This window comes from Bacillus sp. XT-4, from assembly GCF_050864245.1.
GTDB classification, from domain to species: domain Bacteria; phylum Bacillota; class Bacilli; order Bacillales; family Bacillaceae; genus Bacillus; species Bacillus altitudinis.
Genome location: NZ_JBPAFI010000004.1, coordinates 1 through 19658, shown reverse-complemented (window position 1 = coordinate 19658; position 19658 = coordinate 1). Strand labels below are relative to the sequence as shown.

The window sequence follows — 19658 nt, the reverse complement described above, 5'->3', positions numbered from 1 at the left end:
AGTTCCTCTTTCTTATTTTGTTTTTGTTAGTAAATAGAGAAAATAAGGTGCTCCGATAAAAGCCACAACCACACCCGCTGGGATGGCATTTGGGGCAAATATGGAGCGTCCGAGTGTATCAGCACTGACCAAAATCAACAATCCAAGCAAGGCGCTCACTGGTAAAAAATATTGGTGCAGTGAGCCGACAAGACGCCTCGCCAAATGAGGTGCAACAAGGCCAATAAAACCAATTCCGCCTGTCATCGATACACTTGCACTCGCTAGACCAACAGCTAAGGTGAGAAGAAAAAGTCGTTTGCGCTGTACACGTACTCCGACACTTGAGGCGACGGCATCACCTAACGTTAACGCATTGAGTGTGCTGGACTGCATGAGCGTAAGCGGGACAAGACATACGATCCAAGGCAGGAGCGCAAGTACATGAATCCAGTCTCTTCCCCATACATTTCCCACAAGCCACCTTGAAGCGAAGGTGTATGTATCTTCATCCAGTTTCAATGACAAATATAACGTCAATGCACTAAACCCCGCAGCTACGGCAATTCCAACAAGGATCAGCCGGATAGGTACAAGCCCTTCATGCCTGTCGTACGCAAGAAGAACGATGACTGCCGCCGCAAGTAGGCCACCACCAAATGTAAAGAGCGGAATGAGTAAAGATGGATTTCCTTCTAGTACGTGAAAATACGTCACAAAGATGATTAAGCCGAATGCGGCTCCTGCATTCAGACCGATAATCCCAGGATCGGCAAGTGGATTGCGGGATAAACTCTGCAAAATGCCACCTGCGATACCTAGACCTATTCCAGCTAGTATCGTCACGACGATTCGAGGCAGACGATAATCAAACAGCACCGTCTCACTTTGGAAATCTCCAAAGCCAAATAACGTTTTGACGACAACGAGAGGACTGAGTTTCAGCGTGCCGGTATTTAAACTATACAGCACGACAGCCGCACTCAGACAAAGCAAAACGGCTGTCACGACAAGAGCACGCCGTTTCTCTTTCATGACAGGTTCCTCCCTTCTTTTCTGGCAATATATAAGAAGAAAGGAACACCAACAAGTGCCACCATAACGCCAATGGCAAGCTCTCTTGGCGGATTTACTGTCCGGCTGGCAAGATCAGCGAAGACGAGAAGCATTGCGCCTAAAATCGCTGACATCGGAATGACGAAACGATAATTGACCCCAACCAGCTTTCGTGCAATATGCGGAATGACAAGACCGACAAACCCAATAGACCCAACCGCCGATACAGACACGCCTGCCAGCAGAACCGCAGCTGCCATACCTAGTATTCGCACTTGCCGGGTTTTCACCCCTAAATTCGCAGCTACATCTTCACCAAGTGATAATAACGAGAGGGATCGTCCTAATAACATCGCCCAAACGATGACAATGAGAATGACTGGAGCAAGGATCATCAGCTGCGGCCATTTGACACCTGCCACACCCCCTGCATACCAAAAAGCCAGATCCTGACTGAGATCAAAGTAAATGGCGATACCCGAGCTTAGCGCATGCAGCAATGCGGCAACAACAGCTCCAGCTACAGTGAGCCGAAGTGGGGTCAGCACGCCGCCAGCCGCCCCAATGGCAAAGATCAGCAGTGTACTGAGAACGGCACCAAAAAAAGAAAATAACATCAATGCCGAATAAGGCATTCCTGGAAAAAAAGCAAAACAGAGAGCGACTACAAACATCGCACCGCCGTTAATGCCTAATATCCCGGCATCTGCCAGCGGATTTCTTGTAATGCCTTGCATAAGCGCACCTGCCACAGCAAAGGCCGCTCCAACAAGTGCAGCTCCTAGCACACGCGGAAGCCTTAATTCATGAATGATCTGCTGCTCTGTCACATGAGGCTGATAGTCAAACACAGCTGTCCAGACCGTTTGCAAAGACAATGACTTTGCACCGTATGAAACAGCCAAAAACATAGCCGCCAATAAACCAATGACAGCGAGAAAAAACAATAAAAAGAACAAAATAGGTGATGATCGTTTTTGTTGAGATGTTCGCTTATCCGGCAAAATCGGTGTCATCCTTTTCTTCATTAAAAGTCAGTTTGAAAATGAGAATCATAATCATCAAAATTATAGCCGTCAGCCTCTGAAAAATCAATGTGCGGCTCATTTTTTAATTATTGAAGGTATGTGTAGACGGCAAATAAGAGATTTCTTTCCTTCTGCTTTTTCTCGTTCTGAAAGACCTATCATTTTTTACAGTAGTTTAATAGGAAAATAGTTGACATTCCGCATGAAAATCCCCTAAAATTACAAAAGTAAGTCAATTGTTATAAAAATATTACAAACAGATGTCAAAGGAATAAAGAATGACCCGTCATGAGAGGAGAATTGAAAGTTGTGTCAGTAAAGGGAAAATGGAGTATCATCCTATTTGCGCTTGCCATCGTCATTGGAGCAGTTGCATTCTTTCAAAATCAGCAAGCAAGCGGTACAGAGAAGAAAAATGTGAAGCAGGATACGAATTATAAAAATGTTGAAATTGTCACTCTTGTAAATGACGGGAAGTTTATGAGATATGCGGTGAACTATCCACTTTTTCATCAAAAAAAGCTAGATGACAAGATTCAAAGCTATGCGAATTCAGCATTAGAGCATTTCAAAAAGACATTTAGTGAAGCAAAGGACATTGATGAAAACAAACGGTTTGAACTGAATATTGACTATGACATGGTGCACTATGCAAAACAATCTGCGGCCATTTATTTTACGACCTACACATATACAGGTCAGCAAAATGGAACCACTCATCACGTCACAATCAATTTCGATTTTCAGAAAAAAGACTTTCTTGACACAAAAGATTTATTTCAACCCAAAAAGGACTATTTGAAAAAATTATCCTATATTACATACACGGAGCTTAAAAAAGATAAAACCTTGTCTAAGGATCTATCACTCCTTCAAAAAGGAACAGCCCCTACTGATCAAAACTTCAGTCAATTCGCCTTAAAAGAGAAATATATAGAGTTCTATTTCCCAGCTTCTCAAGTAGCCGCAAAGGACTTAGGTCCGCAAACGCTGGCGATCAAAAAGACGCTGCTAAAAGATATCTTGAAGCCGGAATATATGAATAAGACCAAAAATCAGAATGAAATCAAAGAACCGAATCCAAAAAGAAAAGCCGTCAAGCTGCCGCAAAAGCCAAAGCTTGATCCGAATAAAAAAGCCATCGCACTCACATTTGATGACGGTCCAAACCCAGCCACAACTTCAACCATTTTAGCAGCGCTGAAGGAAAATAAAGGACACGCCACCTTTTTCGTATTAGGAAGCAGGGTTCAGTATTATCCTGGAATGCTTGCCGACATTTTAAAGGGCGGAAATGAGATCGGAAACCATTCATATAACCATCCTTTATTAACGAGACTCCCTCTAAAAGAAGCGGTCAAACAAGTAAAAGACACGCAGAAGCTGATTAAAAAGGCTAGCGGTTATACTCCTACGCACTTTAGACCGCCATATGGAGGAACAAATCCCGACATCAATCAAGCGGTTGGCATGAACGTTTCATTGTGGGATGTCGATCCTGAGGACTGGAAAATTCGCAACAGCCAGCAGATCACAAACCATGTTCTCTCACATGCAGCAGATGGCAAAACCGTACTCATGCACGATATTTATGACAGCTCTGCTCGAGCAGCAGTGAAGATCATACATGAACTCACCAAACAAGGCTACCAGCTTGTCACAGTCAGCGAACTTGAACAATTGAAAAAAGAACGAAACGAACAAACCCCTGTGCAGTAAACACAGGGGCTTTTTTTATGACTCTAACAACTTCTTTCTTTTTAACAATGCTTGAAACGTCTCTTCAAGCTCATGAGAAGGCTCGATGCTTAAACGACTGAGCACTTCAGACAGCTGCATATCAATCAGCAGGAGCTCTTCTTCTTTCTTTGTAGCAGCTGGCTTTTCTTCCTTTTGTTTATATTCTTCATAGGTGCCATCAAAGCGTTCAATGGTTCCCTCGTGCACATGAAGAATACGAGTAGCCACCTGCTCAATGAGCCTCCTGTCGTGGGAGACAAACACGACTGTGCCCGGGTAATCTTTTAAAAGTTCTTCAAGCGCTTCTACTGCCGCAAGGTCTAAAAAGTTCGTCGGTTCATCAAGCATCAGAACATTGGCATCACTGACGAGCAGCTTTGCAAGCATCGTCTTCACCCGTTCCCCGCCGCTTAATACGTTCGTCAGCTTGTACACATCGTCTCCCCGAAACCCAAGTCTCGCTAAAACGGTGCGAACGACAGTCTCATCTTGAATCGCCTGTTCCAGTGCATTTTGTAAGATCGATTCATCTAGATTCAGTTCTGAAAGATCTTGGCTGAAATAACCGATCTTCACGGCTTCTGAACGAAAAATCCCGGGATTTCCGTTTACAAGCATTCGGAGAAATGTCGTTTTACCGCTCCCATTCTTCCCAATGATCGCGACTTTGTCTCCGCCTCTTACTTCTACATTCGCCTTTTTCCAAAGGACTTTATCTCCTGCCATGCCATCTACATGTTCGACACGAAAAATGGTGCGGCTTGCCACTTCCTTCATGGTGTGCTGCGTCATTTGAAGAGGCTGGGCTTCCTTTACCTTCTCCACCTTTTCTAATTTCTCCATTCTTGTTTCAATAGATTTGGCTGTTTTTTGAAGCTTTTTTTGCTTGTTTGCATAATAAGGCTTTGCAATTTTAGGCCCCGAGGATTTCAGCTTTGGAGATGGCTTTGTCGCTTTGTCGGCCTTTTTCATTTTCTTTTGCATGGCATATTCTAACTGTTTTTTCTTTTGGGTATACGCCTCGTACGCCTCCACTTGCTGACGATGTTCGAGTTCTTTTTGCCGGGCAAAATCGCTGTAGTTGCCTTTGTATGGTTTGAGTTTCCCATCCTCCAATTCCCAAATGTCTGTACATAACGCATCTAAAAAAGCACGGTCATGCGAGACGACAATCAGAGCACCTTGATGATAACGAAGCTTTTCTTCTAGCCACTCAATATGCTCCGTATCTAAGTGAGTCGTGGGTTCATCGGCTAATAAAAGGGCAGAAGGCCGACTTAAAGCTCTCTCAATATAAGCTTGAGTCATCTCTCCGCCACTTTGTCTGCCATCTCCTGTCTTTAGTTGAGGAAGCAGCGTACAAGTTGTAGTGTGTGCAAATGTGCCGCTGTCTGGTTTTTCCCTACCCGTCAGTACATGGAGCAATGTCGTTTTCCCACTGCCATTCGTTCCCACAAGGCCGATTCGGTCCCCTTGATGAATGGCCAGCTCCTCTATATCAAATAACAAGCGATCCTTTCTAAATACTTTTAATTGGTGGGCTCTCAGTAACATCCAACCCTCTCCTTTCGTATCAGGAGACATGAAAAAGCCTCCCATTCTCAGAATAGGAGGCAAAATGGTGTACAAAAATAAGCGTATCGATACAAAATGACATGCGGTTCATCAAATGAGCACACATATCCCCCGTATCCATCACTTCAATCTTTGGTTCCCAAGCTGTACCATCCTATTCCGAAGCTAAAAAATGAAAACGCAGCAAACATAGCAACACATATCGTTTGCTCACTGCCTTCGTTCTTTCATTTTGCTTACAGGTCATAGGATTAGTACTTCATTGCATTGGGTCACCCTTCCGTCATTTGTTACGTATACGATAAAAGATTGGTTATTTTTTGTCAAGCTGAAAAGGCATGAGTGAGTCTATTAGCTTGAGCGTAAATGGATGAGTCGCTTCAAACAGCTGGTCACTTTTACATTCTTCCACAAGTTTTCCCTCATGTAAAAAAAGAAGTCGATCACATAAATAAACGGCTGCCTCTAGATCATGGGTAATCATGAGAATGGTCATATCTAACTCTTGCTTTAATGTCTCAAGAAGCTCCAATATTTGAACTTGGACAGAAACGTCAAGTGAGCTAAGGACTTCATCTAAGATGAGAATGGCTGGATTCGTCGATATGGCTCTTGCTATGCATACACGCTGGAGCTGACCGCCGCTTAGCTGATGAGCATATTGATTTAGCAAAGACGATGGAAGTCTTACTTGCTTGAGCAGGGACAACACTTTTTGGTTCACATTCATGTTTCGCTTTATTATTTGCATGGGTTCTGCTATGATCTCTTTCACTGTAAAGGAAGGATGGACAGAAGATAGATAATCCTGAAAAACAACACTCATTTCCCCCCGGTTCATCTTACGCCATGTATGAGCTGGCCATCCATCTATCTTTATCTCTCCGCCGTCTAATGTTTCTAAACCAAGCAGCGTACGTGCTATTGTACTTTTACCACTACCGCTCTCACCGACTAACCCGACACATTCACCTTCTCCAACCTGAAATGAAACCTGAGCTATGCGTGCTATGGATTCCTCTTTATGAAAAAAGCGCCCTTTATCTTCTCCATGTTTAAGTAGTTGATTTGCTGTGATCAGCATGGGAATGCCCTCACTCTCTTCTGCTGCCTCAGTGCTTCAAGGGGTGCCGATAAGCGAAGCCTCGTTTCTAGTAAATGCCTCGTTTGAGGATGCTCAGGTGATGTAAATATCTCTTTTGCATGACGATGCTCAAGCATCTTCCCCTGGTGCATCACCAACAATTCATCAGCGATTGCCTGAACGACGCCTAAATCATGCGAAATGATGATCAAGGCAGCTCCTGTTTCTTCTTTCAGCCTCTGTAATTGTGTGATGACTTCGCGCCGGTTATATGCATCTAATGATGCTGTAGGCTCATCGGCAATGATCACGTCAGGAGAAAGCATGATCGTAATGGCAATCACGACACGTTGAAGCATTCCTCCCGACAGCTCATGAGGATATTTTTTCATTAACATATGCGGATTGTTTAAATGGACACGTTCTAGCCCAGTGATCGCATGTGCTGTCCCTTCTTTTCCACGTAAACCCAAATGCCACTGGAACGTTTCAAGTATTTGATGACCAATTGTTTCAATTGGATTGAACGCATTCATAGCATCTTGTGGAATGTAGCCAATTCGCTTTCCTCTCCACTGCTGTGAAGTCTGACTTGTCAATTTTTCACCGTCAAACAAAATGGTCCCAATCATCTCTAGCGAAGGAGGGATAAGGCCAATTAATGCTTTTGCAACGGTTGATTTTCCGCTTCCACTTTCTCCAATAACGCCTAAACAACGTTGTCTATGTAATGTAAACGTGATATTTGCCACTAAATCCTTTTGTTGAATCGGATCATGTACGGACAGATTTTTTATCTCGATGAAAGGCAAACCGTCTCCCCCCTTTTTTGTTGGTAAGGTGCATGGCAGGGTTCATGACCTGCTGAAGACTGTCTCCTAAAAAATTCAGTGCCATGACCACAAATAAGATCGCAAGTCCAGGCGGGAGCATGTGAGCCGGGTGCGTCACCATGACATTCTTCGCCTCGTTGAGCATCATGCCCCATTCCGGTGTAGGTGCACTCACACCTAATCCAAGAAAAGACAGAGCAGAAATATTTAAAATGACCCAGCCTGCGTCAAGTGTAGCAAAGACAGCAATCTCTCCTGAGATGCGAGGAAATAGATGTTTTCGAAGGATATAAAAAGGTGAACCCCCAGATACTTTCGCAAACTGAACAGATGGTTCATTCGTATATTGCAGAACTGACGAACGAATCATCCTTGTATACCAAGCCCATTTTGCAAGGACATTGGCCAAAATAATATTGAAAAGCCCAGGTCCCATAATGCCCACAACGGCCAAAATCATCACCTCTGCTGGAAATGACAGCATGACATCACATATTCTCATTAGAGCTCCATCAACTTTCCCTCTAAAAAAACCAGCCATGAGTCCAAGTATCGTGCCAATGAGCATCGTGATACACATTGTCAGCACGGCAGCAAGCATCGTTGTCCGAATACCATATAAGAGCCGCGACAATACGCATCTCCCCAGCTGATCCGTTCCGAGCGGATATGTTAGACTCACACCGGCATATTTTTGAAGAATATTCGTGTCAGTTGGATCATGTGGCGCTAGCACTGGTGCAAACAGCCCAGCTAATGTGACAAGTGCCAAAAACCAAATAGACAGAATGGCTATGCGATCTTTTCTTAATCGATTCCATCCAGGCAAAGTTCTCAGACCTCCTTTCGCAACTGCGGATTCATGATCATTTGTATGACGTCCGCGATAAGGTTGCACACAACGAATAGAATTCCCATCACAAACAAATAGGCTTGAATCATAGGGAAATCGGCGTGAAAAATAGCTGTTACACACAAACGGCCAACCCCTGGCCAAGCAAAGAGATTTTCAATAATGACGGTTCCTGCAATGAGCTTTGGTATTGACATACCGAGTGCTGTTACCGCTAGTTGAAGGGCATGTCTCATCACCTTCAATTGAATGGTTCGTTCCTTTAAACCACGAGCTCTTGCATAAAAAACAAAGGGCTCATGCTGAAACTTTAGGATTTGATTTCGAATGAGTCTCACATAGGTCGATAAGTAGCCAAACGATAGAGTCATCGCTGGCAAAAGAAGCGATTTAAACCCTTCCATTCCACTCGTGTTGACCCAGTTAAATTTGACTGAAAAAAGCCAGATAAATAAAATGCCCAACCAAAAACTAGGCATGGAAGCTGCAATAAACACAAATGCTCTCACGATTCGATCCAACCATGTATGTGCCGCATATGCACACACCATTCCGAATAACAAACTCAGCACAATAATAAACAAAAGGGACATCCCTGCAAGCTGTAAAGTCGCAGGAAGTGCCTCCATCATCAGGTCAAGTACAGGCTCATGTGTGACATAACTACTGCCAAAATCACCTGTTAATCCGTCTTTAAGCCATGTGACATAGCGTATGAAAAAAGGTTGATCTAAGCCTAACTCTTGACGCATAGATTCAACCATCTCTTCCGTTGGGGTTACTTGGTTCACACGTAAAGCGACCTCAGCTGGATCACTCGCACGCATCGCAAGTAGCACAAACGCAAAAAACGTAATGAATACAATGAGCGGCAAAAGAAGCAATAATCGTTTTATGATATAGCGTGTCATGTCTCAGCCTCCCATTTATGACGAAAAATACATTCGATCAAAGGGAATTTCATACTGAGATACATGAAAATCTACACCTTTGAGGCGCTTATTATAAACGGCCTTTGTCACAGAATAGGAAATAGGGATATACACATTTTCATCATGAATATACGTCAAAATATCTCGGTACATTTGTGCCCTCTTTTTCTCATCCGGCTCCACCAATACTTTCGTAATGGTCTCATCCAGCCACTTTTTCTTTTTCAACCCTAACTGAGCTTGATAATCAGCATGGGATGCAACACGGAATGAAGAGACGTATGTTTGAGGGTCATAAGGAAGTCCCCAAGATAGAGAGTACATAAGATCAAATTTTCCTGTTTTTTGACGATCTAAAAATGCCTGTTTTTCTTCACCTCTAATATCCAGCTTGATTCCAACCTGCTTGAAGTCCTGCTGAATCGATTCACTAATCGTTCTTTCACCTGCATTATCCGAATTATAATAAATGGTCACGCTGAGCGGCTTGTCTTCTTGATAGCGATAGCCGTCTTCTTTTAGCTTCCAGCCTGCCTCATCTAATAATGCCTCTGCTTTCTTTTTTTGATAGGTTTTCTTTTTAAGCGGAATATCTGCGTAAGGGACTGATGGGGCGAGCAGTGTATGTGCCACCTGTTCAGTTCCATTTAAAATCCCTTCTGTAATCATCTCTTTTTGAATGGCATATTGAAATGCTTCTCTTACTTTTGGATCTTGTGTTATTGGTTGATTGGAGTTGATCACAATAGATCTTGATCCAACAGGAGGACTCACGGTTACCCCATATTGACCAGCTTCTTTTAAAGCCTGAAATGAATCTCCGTCGATCATGTCACCATCAGCTCCAAATAAGAGGTCGATCTCCCCTTTTTGCAGAGCGAGTAAAATCGTTTGGTGATCCGGCATGACCTTCCATTTCACTGTTGAAATCTTTGGCTTCTTTCCCCAATAGTGATGATTCACTTCAAAAATGGCATATTGATTTTTCTTATGTTCCTTTAACACATAAGGACCTGTACCTGCATAACCTTTGACGCCTTTTGATGTGGTGCCATCAATAAAGCTTTTGGGAGAAATAAAACGGAATGGACGTGTTAAACCAAGTTCTTCTAATGTTGGATAATAGGGCTCCTTCAATGTGAGAACAAATGTATGTTCATCTACAGCCTTTGTGGATTTAATTTCTGACACGAGATTGAGCCAAGCATTTTTTTCAATATTTTTGACAACTGCATCAATATTCATTTTGACAGCCTTCGCATTAAATGGCTCACCATCTGAAAAAGTCACGTTTTCTCGAAGATGAAATGTGTAGGTTTTTCCATCTTTAGAAATATCCCAGCTTTGGGCCAGGGCAGGTTGAATGCCTTTTTCCGTATTCACAACAAGCGATTCAAACACCATATTTTGAGCGGCCATCTCCCCGCCATATAGATGGGGATTAATGTCTCTTATATCTTTTGTACTTGCATACACCAGTTCATCATCTTCTCTTCCACTTAAACTGGAAGAGGTCTTATTTTCAGAACAAGATGCCAATAGAAAACAAGCCATGACTGAAAACAGCATCAAGGTATATGTCACAAAGGACTGCTTTTTCTCGTCCTTTTTCTTTATGTAAACAGGTTGATGATTCATATGTACTTCCCCCAAATGTTCATTTTATCGTAATCATTACGATTATTAATCGAAATGATTACGAATTGAATATTAGCATACAGATCTGGGAAATACAATGTCTTTTTTCACCGAAAAAACAGACTCATGATTGAGTCTGTCAGGTTGTTGACAAATAGCTAAAATGATCTTTATTTTAGCTCTTTGTCTTCTTTTCAGCGTGAAAGAAAACCTTTGCAGTCTAGGAAGGGCGAGCACCAGTGCACAGACCTGCGGGCGAATGCCAGGGTTTGTCTACACGCTGAGAGACTCATGATTGAGTCTGTTTCGCTTGCATAAACTGATCAATGACACGTAATGCTTTTTCTGTTCCACCTGCTGTTTGGAAACTTTCTTCAATCTTTTCAATCCCAGCACGGTACGTGTCACTTCCCAGTACACTCTCTACAGTATCTCTCAGCTGCTTTGCTGTCAGCTGGTCTTTATCGAGTGCACGAGCAGCAGAGAGATCCGTCAGTCTTTTTGCCACCATCGGCTGATCTTTGTCAACCGGGATGACAACCATTGGAACATGATAATGAATACCTTCATTGACACTGTTCATCCCGCCGTGAGTCACAAACACATCTGTCAGTTCAAGGACTTCAAGCTGCGGCACATAAGGCTCGATGAGAAAATGAGATGGCGCTTCTTTTAGGAGAGACATGTCGATTTTTTCACCAGTTGCGAGAATCACTTTTCCATCAAAGTCGGCAAAGGCATCAATACACATATTAAAGAATGCTTCAGTATCTCCAAGAACCGTTCCCATTGAAATAAAGACGACCTTCTCTCGCTCAAGCGTTTCTAACGGGAAATCATGCTGGTCAGCACGTTTTAGAAAGCTCGGTCCAATGAAGACAAATGAATCATCCAATGCATCAACAGACGGCTGAAAATATTCACTTGTATACACCATATTCAGTTCTCCGCGGTTTTTCATGAATTGCATCAAATGGGTTGGCTGAACGCCAAAACGTTCATGTATTTCTTCTAACAGATGAGCCGCCTTCTCATCTTTTCTGTATAGAGGTGTATCAAAATGTGCCTCTTGCAGCACAAAAGAAGGATTCGAACCGATGCCTGGAATCTGTAAGTAATCCCGCACAAGCTCACCTGCTCCAAACATATCAAAATAGACCAAATCAAATGAATGCTGTTGAGAAAGAGTTTCCACCACTTCTAAAATGTCTAATGACGTTTGTAGCATGGCATGGAAAAATGGCTGCATGGACTCTAAATCGCTTTCTTCGACACTTAATGTGCGAATATAATCTGGATGTATATGTATGTGAGCGCCTAAGCGTTTGATCCGCTTTTGATAATGTTCAGTTGTGACCACATGCACTTCATCACCTCGATCAACAAATGCTCTTATCATTCCTAACATTGGGTTCACATGTCCTTCAGCTGGGAACGTAATCATTAAAACCTTCGCCACAAGAATCCTCTCCTTATTGTCAATTCCCTTCCATGTTAATCTTATACAGTGATCGGGCTCAACAAATACGCCTGAAAAGAGCAGAAATGAGTCTTATGGCTAGTATTTTAAGAGGATAGCAGAAAAAAAGACAAAGCCTCCTGTTTAAGTGCTTTGTCTTTTAGATCGGATCTGATATTTTGATATTTATTCAAAGCAGGCTGAATACACATTTCCTATATTGAAAAATTCAAGTAGTGCTCTTTTTGCTTCAGGACTAGCATTTTTCGCTGCTTTATTTACAGCTGTTTTTACAGCATTCGCCTTACTTTTTCCTGCCTCTCTAGCCGCTTTATACGCTGGAATCAATGTTTTAACAAATTTTGTAGCACCTCCTGCAGCTTTTAATGCGGACTTGACTTTTGCGATTTTTGCTATCGGTATAACATTGGTTATAATGGCAGTTCCAACCGCGGAAATACAACCAACTACCCCCATAGTAACAACCTCACCTTGTCGTTGAAGAGGGATATTAGAGTTCTCTTCCAACCATTTAACTACAGCTTCATCCCCTTTGGCAATAACGCTGTCAGGTAAAGCTTCAATCGCCAATAAAACCTCTAGCAACTCTTGATACTCTTCATCCACTTCTGAATTAGGACTAATTGCTGTTGCATTCGCAGTAAAAATCGTTGACAATAGCATGAAAAGAGCTGTTATGAAGCATATTACACTCTTTTTATGAAAAATAGTTTTCATCCAATATACCCCTTCCTTGTTTATTTTTTTGAATACGAGGTAAAAATATCATATTATAATAATTGTTTCAATTTTATAGATTCATATTGGAGGGATATTTTGTGAAAGTCTTGGAGAAATACAGTTATTTAATCATCATTCTTTGTCTGGCGGCAATGATAGTGACAAACTTCACTGTGAATGACAATATAGTAAAAAATACTGTATCCGTGATTGGATTTATCATTGTTCTTTTTACAATTATACCTGCGGCTATTTACAGGAAAGGCCAAAAAGGCAGGTAACCCCTTTATAGCAATCAACCCCATTCTTATGTTAAGAGTGGGGTTGATTTTATTATACTCGGATAGATGTTGCTGGCTTGCAGCCAAACCATTTTATCACTTGCTTATCCTAACTTTATTAGAAGAAAACGATCAATTCGATTAAACATAAAAAACCCCTCTTCATATGAAGAGGGATTCATGAAAGACCTTTATCATCGTAAGCAAGGTCAAGTACGCGCTCGGAGGGATTCGAACCCCCGGCAGACGTGGTACCGGAAACCACCGCTCTATCCAACTGAGCTACGAGCGCACGATATGTTTTTTAAACGTCAGCATATCAAATTATAAGGGAAATGCTGCAAGAAAGCAATGATTAATCGCCAGCCCTGTCGATGTATTTTCTTCATTCCCATACATATAATCATATGATGGTTTGAAGTGAAAGGATTTTGGGGAAAATGGATAGGGGTATTTGATTTTAGGTCAGCATTTTGTTTGACCTTTATTGACCAAAAATGTATCATTGAATTACATACTTACCTAAAAGGTGAAGGAGGAACATTATGAATTTAATACCTACAGTCATTGAGCAAACAAATCGTGGGGAAAGAGCTTACGACATTTATTCTCGTCTTTTAAAAGACCGTATTATCATGCTTGGTTCTGCGATCGATGACAATGTTGCCAACTCCATCGTATCACAGCTTCTCTTCTTAGAAGCCGAGGATCCAGAAAAAGATATCTCTATCTACATTAACAGCCCTGGCGGTTCGATCACAGCTGGTATGGCCATTTATGATACGATGCAATTTATTAAACCAAAGGTATCAACTATTTGTATTGGTATGGCTGCATCTATGGGTGCGTTCCTGCTTGCTGCTGGTGAAAAAGGTAAGCGTTATGCCCTTCCAAATAGTGAAGTGATGATTCACCAACCACTAGGTGGTGCGCAAGGTCAAGCAACAGAAATTGAAATTGCGGCAAAACGAATCCTTTCTTTACGCGATAAACTGAACCAAGTACTTGCTGAACGTACTGGTCAGCCAATTGAAGTCATTGAGCGTGATACAGATCGTGACAACTTCAAAACAGCGGAAGAAGCACTTCAATACGGACTCATTGACAAAGTCTTGACCCGTAATACAGAAGAACAAAAATAATCACAAAACAAACCGTCTGCTCTTTGAACAGACGGTTTTTTGTTATGCATCTATTTTAAGACAGCTCCGTCCATTTCTGCTGAAGAGACGGTGTTTGATAGGAAGCCATCTGTGAAATCAATTCTTCCGGTTCTCCAGAGGCATGCAGCAATTGAAGGTGTGATTCATTCGAAAAACCTTCCTGTACACTAAACTTCACCATGTCTATGAGCGGATTGAAATAGTCATTCACTTGATACAATCCGATTGGCTTTTGATGGATGCCAATTTGCGCCCAACATAGCACCTCAAATAATTCTTCATATGTACCAAAACCACCTGGCATGGCAATAAACCCATCGGCCAGCTCGCTCATTTTCGCTTTTCGTTCATGCATCCCTTTGACTTCAATGAGTTCAGTGAGCTCTTGATGCACAACTTCTCCTCTAAAAAGCCCTTTTGGCATGACTCCGATCACTTGCCCGCCGTTTTTCAATACCTCATCCGCTATAGCTCCCATTAAGCCAATTCGTGAGCCGCCGTATACAAGGCGGATTCCTTGCTCTGCCATATAAGCCCCTAGCTCGACAGCTTTTTGTTTGTAGATGTCATTCACACCTGGATTCGAACCAGCAAACACACAAATCGTTTTCATCAAAACAGCTCCATCTCTCTCTATGATTTCTTCACCCACTCATTCTACTATAATTCATTGTAAAGAAACAGCCGCTCCATCTATATATAGTGTAAAATCAGAAGATGAACACCATATAAGGAGCTGTATAAAGAGAATGCAAACAACTGAAATGGAAAAATGGATCAAAGATTTCTACAAAATGAGAAATTGGACAGAATACGGGCCGTTTATCAGGTTAGGTTTCCTGATGGAAGAAACAGGTGAACTCGCTCGCGCAGTCAGGGCGGTCGAAATTGGACGCGATCGACCTGATGAGAAAACACAGGAGGATGCCGCGTTAAGAAAGGACCTTATTGAAGAAATGGGAGATGTCTTAGGAAATCTACTTGTTCTAGCTGATCTCTATGATGTAACAGTAGAAGAGGTCTTCTCTTCCCATCAACAGAAACTCACACAACGGTTTTCTAGTGAAAAAGAGCAGGTAAAAAGCACGTGACCGACATGTCACGTGCTTTTTTTAGCCTTTTATAGCTGCTGTGGTGTAATATCATCCGTTCGTTCAAAGAAATGCTGCTTTCCAATGTGATGGAAAAGACCGGTACGATGCAAAAGCTCTTTTGGCTGTGATTGAAGCCCTACAATCATCAATGTTCCATTGTGATGCTTTAAACGATTGGAAATGTTCATCAGAACCGCTTCTGCTGAGGTGTCCATATAATTCACTTTGTTCATAAGCAAAATGAGTGTTTTCGGCTTTGTCTGAACATGATCCAAAATTGAATTTTCCAATGAATCGGTTGTACCGAAAAAGAGTGGCCCTTCAATCGAATACATACTAACCCCTTTCTGATCGGTCTCCCTTTCTAAGGCAGCCGCCGTTTCGATTTGAGGAACAGCGACATTTGTGTGGATATTCGTTGTCTGGCTCATTTTTTTGATAAAGGCGATAAACGCTAAAATGAGACCTGCAGTCACCCCTATAATCAAATCACCGATGACCGTTAGCAGGAAGGTCACGACAAGCACAAGGGAATCCGCATTTTTGACTTTGACAATATTGATAAACTCTTTTTTCTCACTCATATTCCACGCCACAAACATCAAAATCGGTGCCATGGCAGCAAGTGGAATCATCGATGCATATGGTGCAAATAACATTAAGATGAGCAAGACAACGACACCATGCACGACTCCTGAAATGGGGCTTGCTCCACCATTTTTAATGTTTGTTGCCGTACGAGCAATCGCTCCCGTCGCTGGGATCCCTCCGAAAAGCGGTGCCGCCATATTGGCAATTCCTTGCCCGACAAGCTCCTTGTTGCTGTCATGCTTTGAGCCTTTCATATTATCAGCAACCATAGCTGACAAGATGGACTCCACGCCGCCTAAAAGGGCAATGACAATAGCCGGCGGCAGCAGATAAATCATTTTTTCAATCGTCAATTCAGGAAAAGCGAAAGTTGGCAGCTGACGAGGGATTTCGCCATACGCAGAGCCGATGGTTTCAACTTGTCCTTGAAAAAAGAGAACAGCTATAAATGTTGAAACAAGTAGACCTAATAGAGCACCAGGTATTTTGGGAATGTATTTTTGTGCCGCCAAAATCACGATGAGCCCAACAATCGCTGTGAGAATGGCGAAACTGTTTGCGGTACCAAGATGGACCACGATTTCTCTCATATTGAGGAAAAAGCTTTCATGCTTTTCAACACCCTTTAATCCGAGGAAGTTGGCAATCTGTCCTGAAAAAATAATGACAGCAATGCCGGCAGTAAAGCCGATGATAACCGGACGAGGAATAAATTTCATGAGCTTCCCTAGTTTGAATATTCCGAATAATACAAGCATACAGCCTGCCATAAAACCAGCAATGAGTAAGTTTTCAATACCGTACTGACTGACGATCCCGAATAAAATTGGAACAAATGCCCCGGTCGGTCCGCCGATCTGATACTTTGAACCACCAAACAATGAAATCAAAATGCCGGCAACGATGACTGTGTATAATCCGTATTCTGGTCCGACACCAGATGCAATGGCAAAAGCCATGCCTAAAGGAATTGCCACAACGCCCACGACAAGCCCAGCGATTAAATCGCGTCTAAACTTTGATGAATCATAACCTTCAAATCTTCCATAAAAACGCATGGTATGTGTTGGCCTCCTTCAAGTATGTGTAGATGATTTAGGTATACTGTGGGTCGATCTGTTTATCTTTTATAACGACATCCAGCTTTCCTGTTGCCGGATGAATCACTAGTCCATGAACAGCTACATCACTTGGCATGAGCGGGTGCTCTTTGACTAATTTCACACTTTGGGATACGCTCTCTTCCACTGAATCAAAGCCTGTCAGCCAGCCCTTTAAATCGACACCTGCGCTTTTCACAATGCTCAAACACTTTTCCTCAATTCCCCGTGCTTTTGCCTTTTCAAGTAAAGGGTCTGCCGCAAGGCCTGCCATTCCGCATTCATGATGGCCGACAATGCATACTTCCTCTGCTTTCAGCTCATAAATGGCTAGTAAAATACTCCGCATGACACTGCCAAATGGATGTGTGACGATGGCTCCTGCATTTTTAATGATCTTCGCATCACCATTACGAAGCCCCATGGATTGCGGTAATAATTCCAACAGGCGTGTATCCATACAAGTTAATATAACCAATTTCTTCTCAGGAAATTTTCCCGCCTTGAAAGGCTCATACTGTCTCTCTTTCACAAAATCTGCATTGTGCTGAAGAATCTGTTCTAATGTTGATTCCATCCTGTCATCTCCTATCTTTTTTAAGTGATTGTAACGCCTTACCTGGCCTCCTTTTCCCTTGTGTGTTCTCAAGCATAGAGAAGAAAAATGATAGAAAAAAAAGAAAAAAATGAGAAAACGATGAGAGAATATGTAAGCATTTTCTCTATTTTGCTCTTTGTTCCGCTTCAGCACAGGGAATATGCGGCTTTTGCTTACAAACGATGGCTCTCATTTCACCAAAAGACGATGAAATGGTTTAGTAGAAAATGACCATCCCGTTTAATACACTGCAAATATAATAAATTTTCTATCAAAAAGTCTCGATCTATTTTCCAGTTTGTCAGATTATCTCCCGAAACATCTAGCATTTTTCTATGACTCATCTACTAATCACTCGTTTTTCTACATCATAAAAAGACATCAGATGGCCATGTCATTTACTCTTTCACTATAAAAATCTCTCCTTTTCCGTTATTTCAGTATATTAAATATTGAGCAGCTCATATTCAAACGTGTACTGCCAAAATGGTTGCTTTATAATAAAAAGAGAAAGATGACCATGTGAAAGGAGCGAGTTGATGATGAAACCACATATTTTTGTCGCCAAACCCTTACCTGCCTCTTTTGAAGACATGCTAAAGGAACATTGTACATACGAGGTATGGCAGTCAAAGGACCCGATCCCAAGAGATCTATTATTTGAGAAGCTGCAGAAGGCTGATGGCCTTTTAACATCAGGTACGAAAATTGATCAAGATTTATTAGATCATGCACCTCAACTCAAGGTGGTAAGCAATAATTCAGTCGGCTATGACAATTTTGATCTAGAAGCCATGAGACAAAGAGGCGTGATTGGTACGCACACGCCTTATACACTCGATCATACCGTTGCTGATCTTGCCTTTTCTCTCATTCTCTCTTCTGCGAGGAGAATTGCCGAGCTTGATCGTTTTATCCGCAAGGGAAAATGGACAAAATTTGTTCAAGAGGAAGATATATTCGGCATTGATGTCCATCATCAAACGCTTGGGATCATTGGGATGGGACGAATCGGAGAGCAAGTAGCCAAACGAGCCGCTCATGGTTTTGATATGAACGTCCTCTATCACAACCGGAGCCGGAATGAGAAAGCCGAATCGGCCTACGGCGCTGTATATTGTGCACTGGATGACTTGCTGAAGCAAGCTGATATCATTGTGTTAATCACACCACTGACTGATGAGACGTACCATATGATAGGAGAGCGGGAATTGAAATTAATGAAGCCGACATCCTTATTCGTGAACATCTCCCGCGGAAAAACCGTCGATGAGAAAAGCCTCATTCAAGCACTGCAGGAAGGGTGGATTAAAGGAGCTGGTCTGGATGTGTATGAGCAAGAACCGCTTCAGGAAGATCATCCTTTCAAGGAGATGGACAATGTCACGCTTGTCCCGCATATCGGTTCCGCTACTGAAACGACAAGAGATCTTATGCTGAAACGAGCCATTCATAATGTGATTCATGGAATTGACGGCAAAGCCTCTGTTGATATTGTGAAGGAGCTTGCCTCATCTTAATTGAAAAAAGGCGCAGGGAACTGCGTCTTTTTGTTTACGTCATCTAGAGACAGTAGGTCAAAAAGCCTCATTTTTTCCAATCTCCTGATTCTTTACATTCTCTTCATATGCCGGTGCTATAATATGAGGTAGACAAGCATCAAGAGGACGGCATCCCAATTCCTTTTGAGGAGGATCAAGATGAAAAAAATAAGTTCGATTTTTACTCTGTTCGCTCTGATTGCTGCCATTCTGTTTTCTGGATTTATCCCGCAGCAAGTCCATGCAGAAACACCACTTACTCCAACAGCCACAAATGAGACTGCTTCCGTACAGCTTGCACCAGACCTTCGTACCCTTGCCGTCATTAATACCTTTGATGGTGTAGCAGATTACTTAATCCGCTATAAACGA

At 42.3% G+C, this 19658-nt stretch carries 17 protein-coding genes, 1 tRNA gene and 1 pseudogene; 5 read left to right on the top strand and 14 right to left on the bottom strand.

Annotated features, from left to right (window positions below):
* Positions 1-12: 12 nt before the first annotated feature.
* Together ACRRMM_RS12200 and ACRRMM_RS12195 are read right to left on the bottom strand one after the other, a co-directional pair.
* Positions 13-1014, bottom strand: a complete 1002-nt coding sequence (locus ACRRMM_RS12200; RefSeq protein ID WP_017359188.1) for a FecCD family ABC transporter permease — start codon at positions 1012-1014, stop codon at positions 13-15.
* Positions 1011-2063, bottom strand: a complete 1053-nt coding sequence (locus tag ACRRMM_RS12195) for a FecCD family ABC transporter permease (RefSeq protein ID WP_034657813.1) — start codon at positions 2061-2063, stop codon at positions 1011-1013. Before ACRRMM_RS12195 ends, ACRRMM_RS12200 begins: the two co-directional genes overlap by 4 nt.
* A 309-nt stretch (positions 2064-2372) precedes the next feature.
* On the opposite strand from ACRRMM_RS12195, the gene ACRRMM_RS12190 reads away from it, so the two are divergent.
* Positions 2373-3782 carry a polysaccharide deacetylase family protein gene (locus ACRRMM_RS12190; protein ID WP_048001963.1) on the top strand — a complete coding sequence of 470 codons (1410 nt, stop codon included), beginning with the start codon at positions 2373-2375 and terminating at the stop codon, positions 3780-3782.
* A 15-nt stretch (positions 3783-3797) separates the two neighbouring features.
* On the opposite strand, the gene abc-f is transcribed toward ACRRMM_RS12190, so the two are convergent.
* The 9 genes from abc-f to ACRRMM_RS12145 form a co-directional block, all read right to left on the bottom strand.
* The gene (gene abc-f, locus ACRRMM_RS12185; protein WP_428828624.1) at positions 3798-5357 is read right to left on the bottom strand and encodes a ribosomal protection-like ABC-F family protein; all 1560 of its coding nucleotides are present in this window, start codon (positions 5355-5357) and stop codon (positions 3798-3800) included.
* Positions 5358-5691: 334 nt separating this feature from the next.
* Positions 5692-6462 carry an ABC transporter ATP-binding protein gene (locus ACRRMM_RS12180; protein WP_073412768.1) on the bottom strand — a complete coding sequence of 257 codons (771 nt, stop codon included), beginning with the start codon at positions 6460-6462 and terminating at the stop codon, positions 5692-5694.
* Positions 6456-7274 carry an ABC transporter ATP-binding protein gene (locus ACRRMM_RS12175; protein ID WP_138826474.1) on the bottom strand — a complete coding sequence of 273 codons (819 nt, stop codon included), beginning with the start codon at positions 7272-7274 and terminating at the stop codon, positions 6456-6458. The genes ACRRMM_RS12180 and ACRRMM_RS12175 overlap by 7 nt, the downstream gene beginning before the upstream one ends.
* Positions 7237-8124 carry a nickel/cobalt ABC transporter permease gene (opp1C, locus tag ACRRMM_RS12170; protein ID WP_073412772.1) on the bottom strand — a complete coding sequence of 296 codons (888 nt, stop codon included), beginning with the start codon at positions 8122-8124 and terminating at the stop codon, positions 7237-7239. Before opp1C ends, ACRRMM_RS12175 begins: the two co-directional genes overlap by 38 nt.
* Positions 8125-8129: 5 nt before the next feature.
* Positions 8130-9059, bottom strand: a complete 930-nt coding sequence (opp1B, locus tag ACRRMM_RS12165; RefSeq protein WP_017368098.1) for a nickel/cobalt ABC transporter permease — start codon at positions 9057-9059, stop codon at positions 8130-8132.
* A 15-nt stretch (positions 9060-9074) separates the two neighbouring features.
* Positions 9075-10718, bottom strand: a complete 1644-nt coding sequence (nikA, locus tag ACRRMM_RS12160) for a nickel ABC transporter substrate-binding protein (protein ID WP_073412773.1) — start codon at positions 10716-10718, stop codon at positions 9075-9077.
* 289 nt (positions 10719-11007) lie between these two features.
* On the bottom strand, positions 11008-12177 hold the full coding sequence (locus tag ACRRMM_RS12155; RefSeq protein ID WP_017359181.1) for a macrolide family glycosyltransferase: 1170 nt from the start codon (positions 12175-12177) through the stop codon (positions 11008-11010).
* 186 nt (positions 12178-12363) lie between these two features.
* Positions 12364-12915 carry a hypothetical protein gene (locus ACRRMM_RS12150; RefSeq protein WP_017359180.1) on the bottom strand — a complete coding sequence of 184 codons (552 nt, stop codon included), beginning with the start codon at positions 12913-12915 and terminating at the stop codon, positions 12364-12366.
* Positions 12916-13415: 500 nt separating this feature from the next.
* A tRNA-Arg gene (locus ACRRMM_RS12145) sits at positions 13416-13491 on the bottom strand.
* A gap of 253 nt (positions 13492-13744) precedes the next feature.
* Between ACRRMM_RS12145 and clpP the strand changes: the two genes are divergently transcribed.
* A complete protein-coding gene (gene clpP / locus ACRRMM_RS12140; RefSeq protein WP_007500118.1) occupies positions 13745-14341 on the top strand; it encodes an ATP-dependent Clp endopeptidase proteolytic subunit ClpP in 597 nt (198 codons plus the stop codon).
* 55 nt (positions 14342-14396) lie between these two features.
* Here clpP and ACRRMM_RS12135 read toward each other — a convergent pair whose 3' ends face one another.
* Complete coding sequence (locus tag ACRRMM_RS12135; protein ID WP_017368101.1) at positions 14397-14975, bottom strand: TIGR00730 family Rossman fold protein; 579 nt, start codon at positions 14973-14975, stop codon at positions 14397-14399.
* A gap of 136 nt (positions 14976-15111) precedes the next feature.
* On the opposite strand from ACRRMM_RS12135, the gene ACRRMM_RS12130 reads away from it, so the two are divergent.
* Positions 15112-15453, top strand: a complete 342-nt coding sequence (locus ACRRMM_RS12130; protein WP_017368102.1) for a MazG nucleotide pyrophosphohydrolase domain-containing protein — start codon at positions 15112-15114, stop codon at positions 15451-15453.
* A 29-nt stretch (positions 15454-15482) separates the two neighbouring features.
* Here the strand turns inward: ACRRMM_RS12130 and ACRRMM_RS12125 are convergent, their stop codons facing one another.
* On the bottom strand, positions 15483-17105 hold the full coding sequence (locus tag ACRRMM_RS12125; protein WP_428828626.1) for a SulP family inorganic anion transporter: 1623 nt from the start codon (positions 17103-17105) through the stop codon (positions 15483-15485).
* Between the two features lie 37 nt (positions 17106-17142).
* The gene (locus ACRRMM_RS12120; RefSeq protein ID WP_017357909.1) at positions 17143-17724 is read right to left on the bottom strand and encodes a beta-class carbonic anhydrase; all 582 of its coding nucleotides are present in this window, start codon (positions 17722-17724) and stop codon (positions 17143-17145) included.
* A 563-nt stretch (positions 17725-18287) separates the two neighbouring features.
* Here ACRRMM_RS12120 and ACRRMM_RS12115 point away from each other — a divergent pair.
* On the top strand, positions 18288-19265 hold the full coding sequence (locus ACRRMM_RS12115; protein WP_428828627.1) for a 2-hydroxyacid dehydrogenase: 978 nt from the start codon (positions 18288-18290) through the stop codon (positions 19263-19265).
* Between the two features lie 180 nt (positions 19266-19445).
* Positions 19446-19658, top strand: a pseudogene (locus ACRRMM_RS12110) (ribonuclease); the annotation flags it as partial.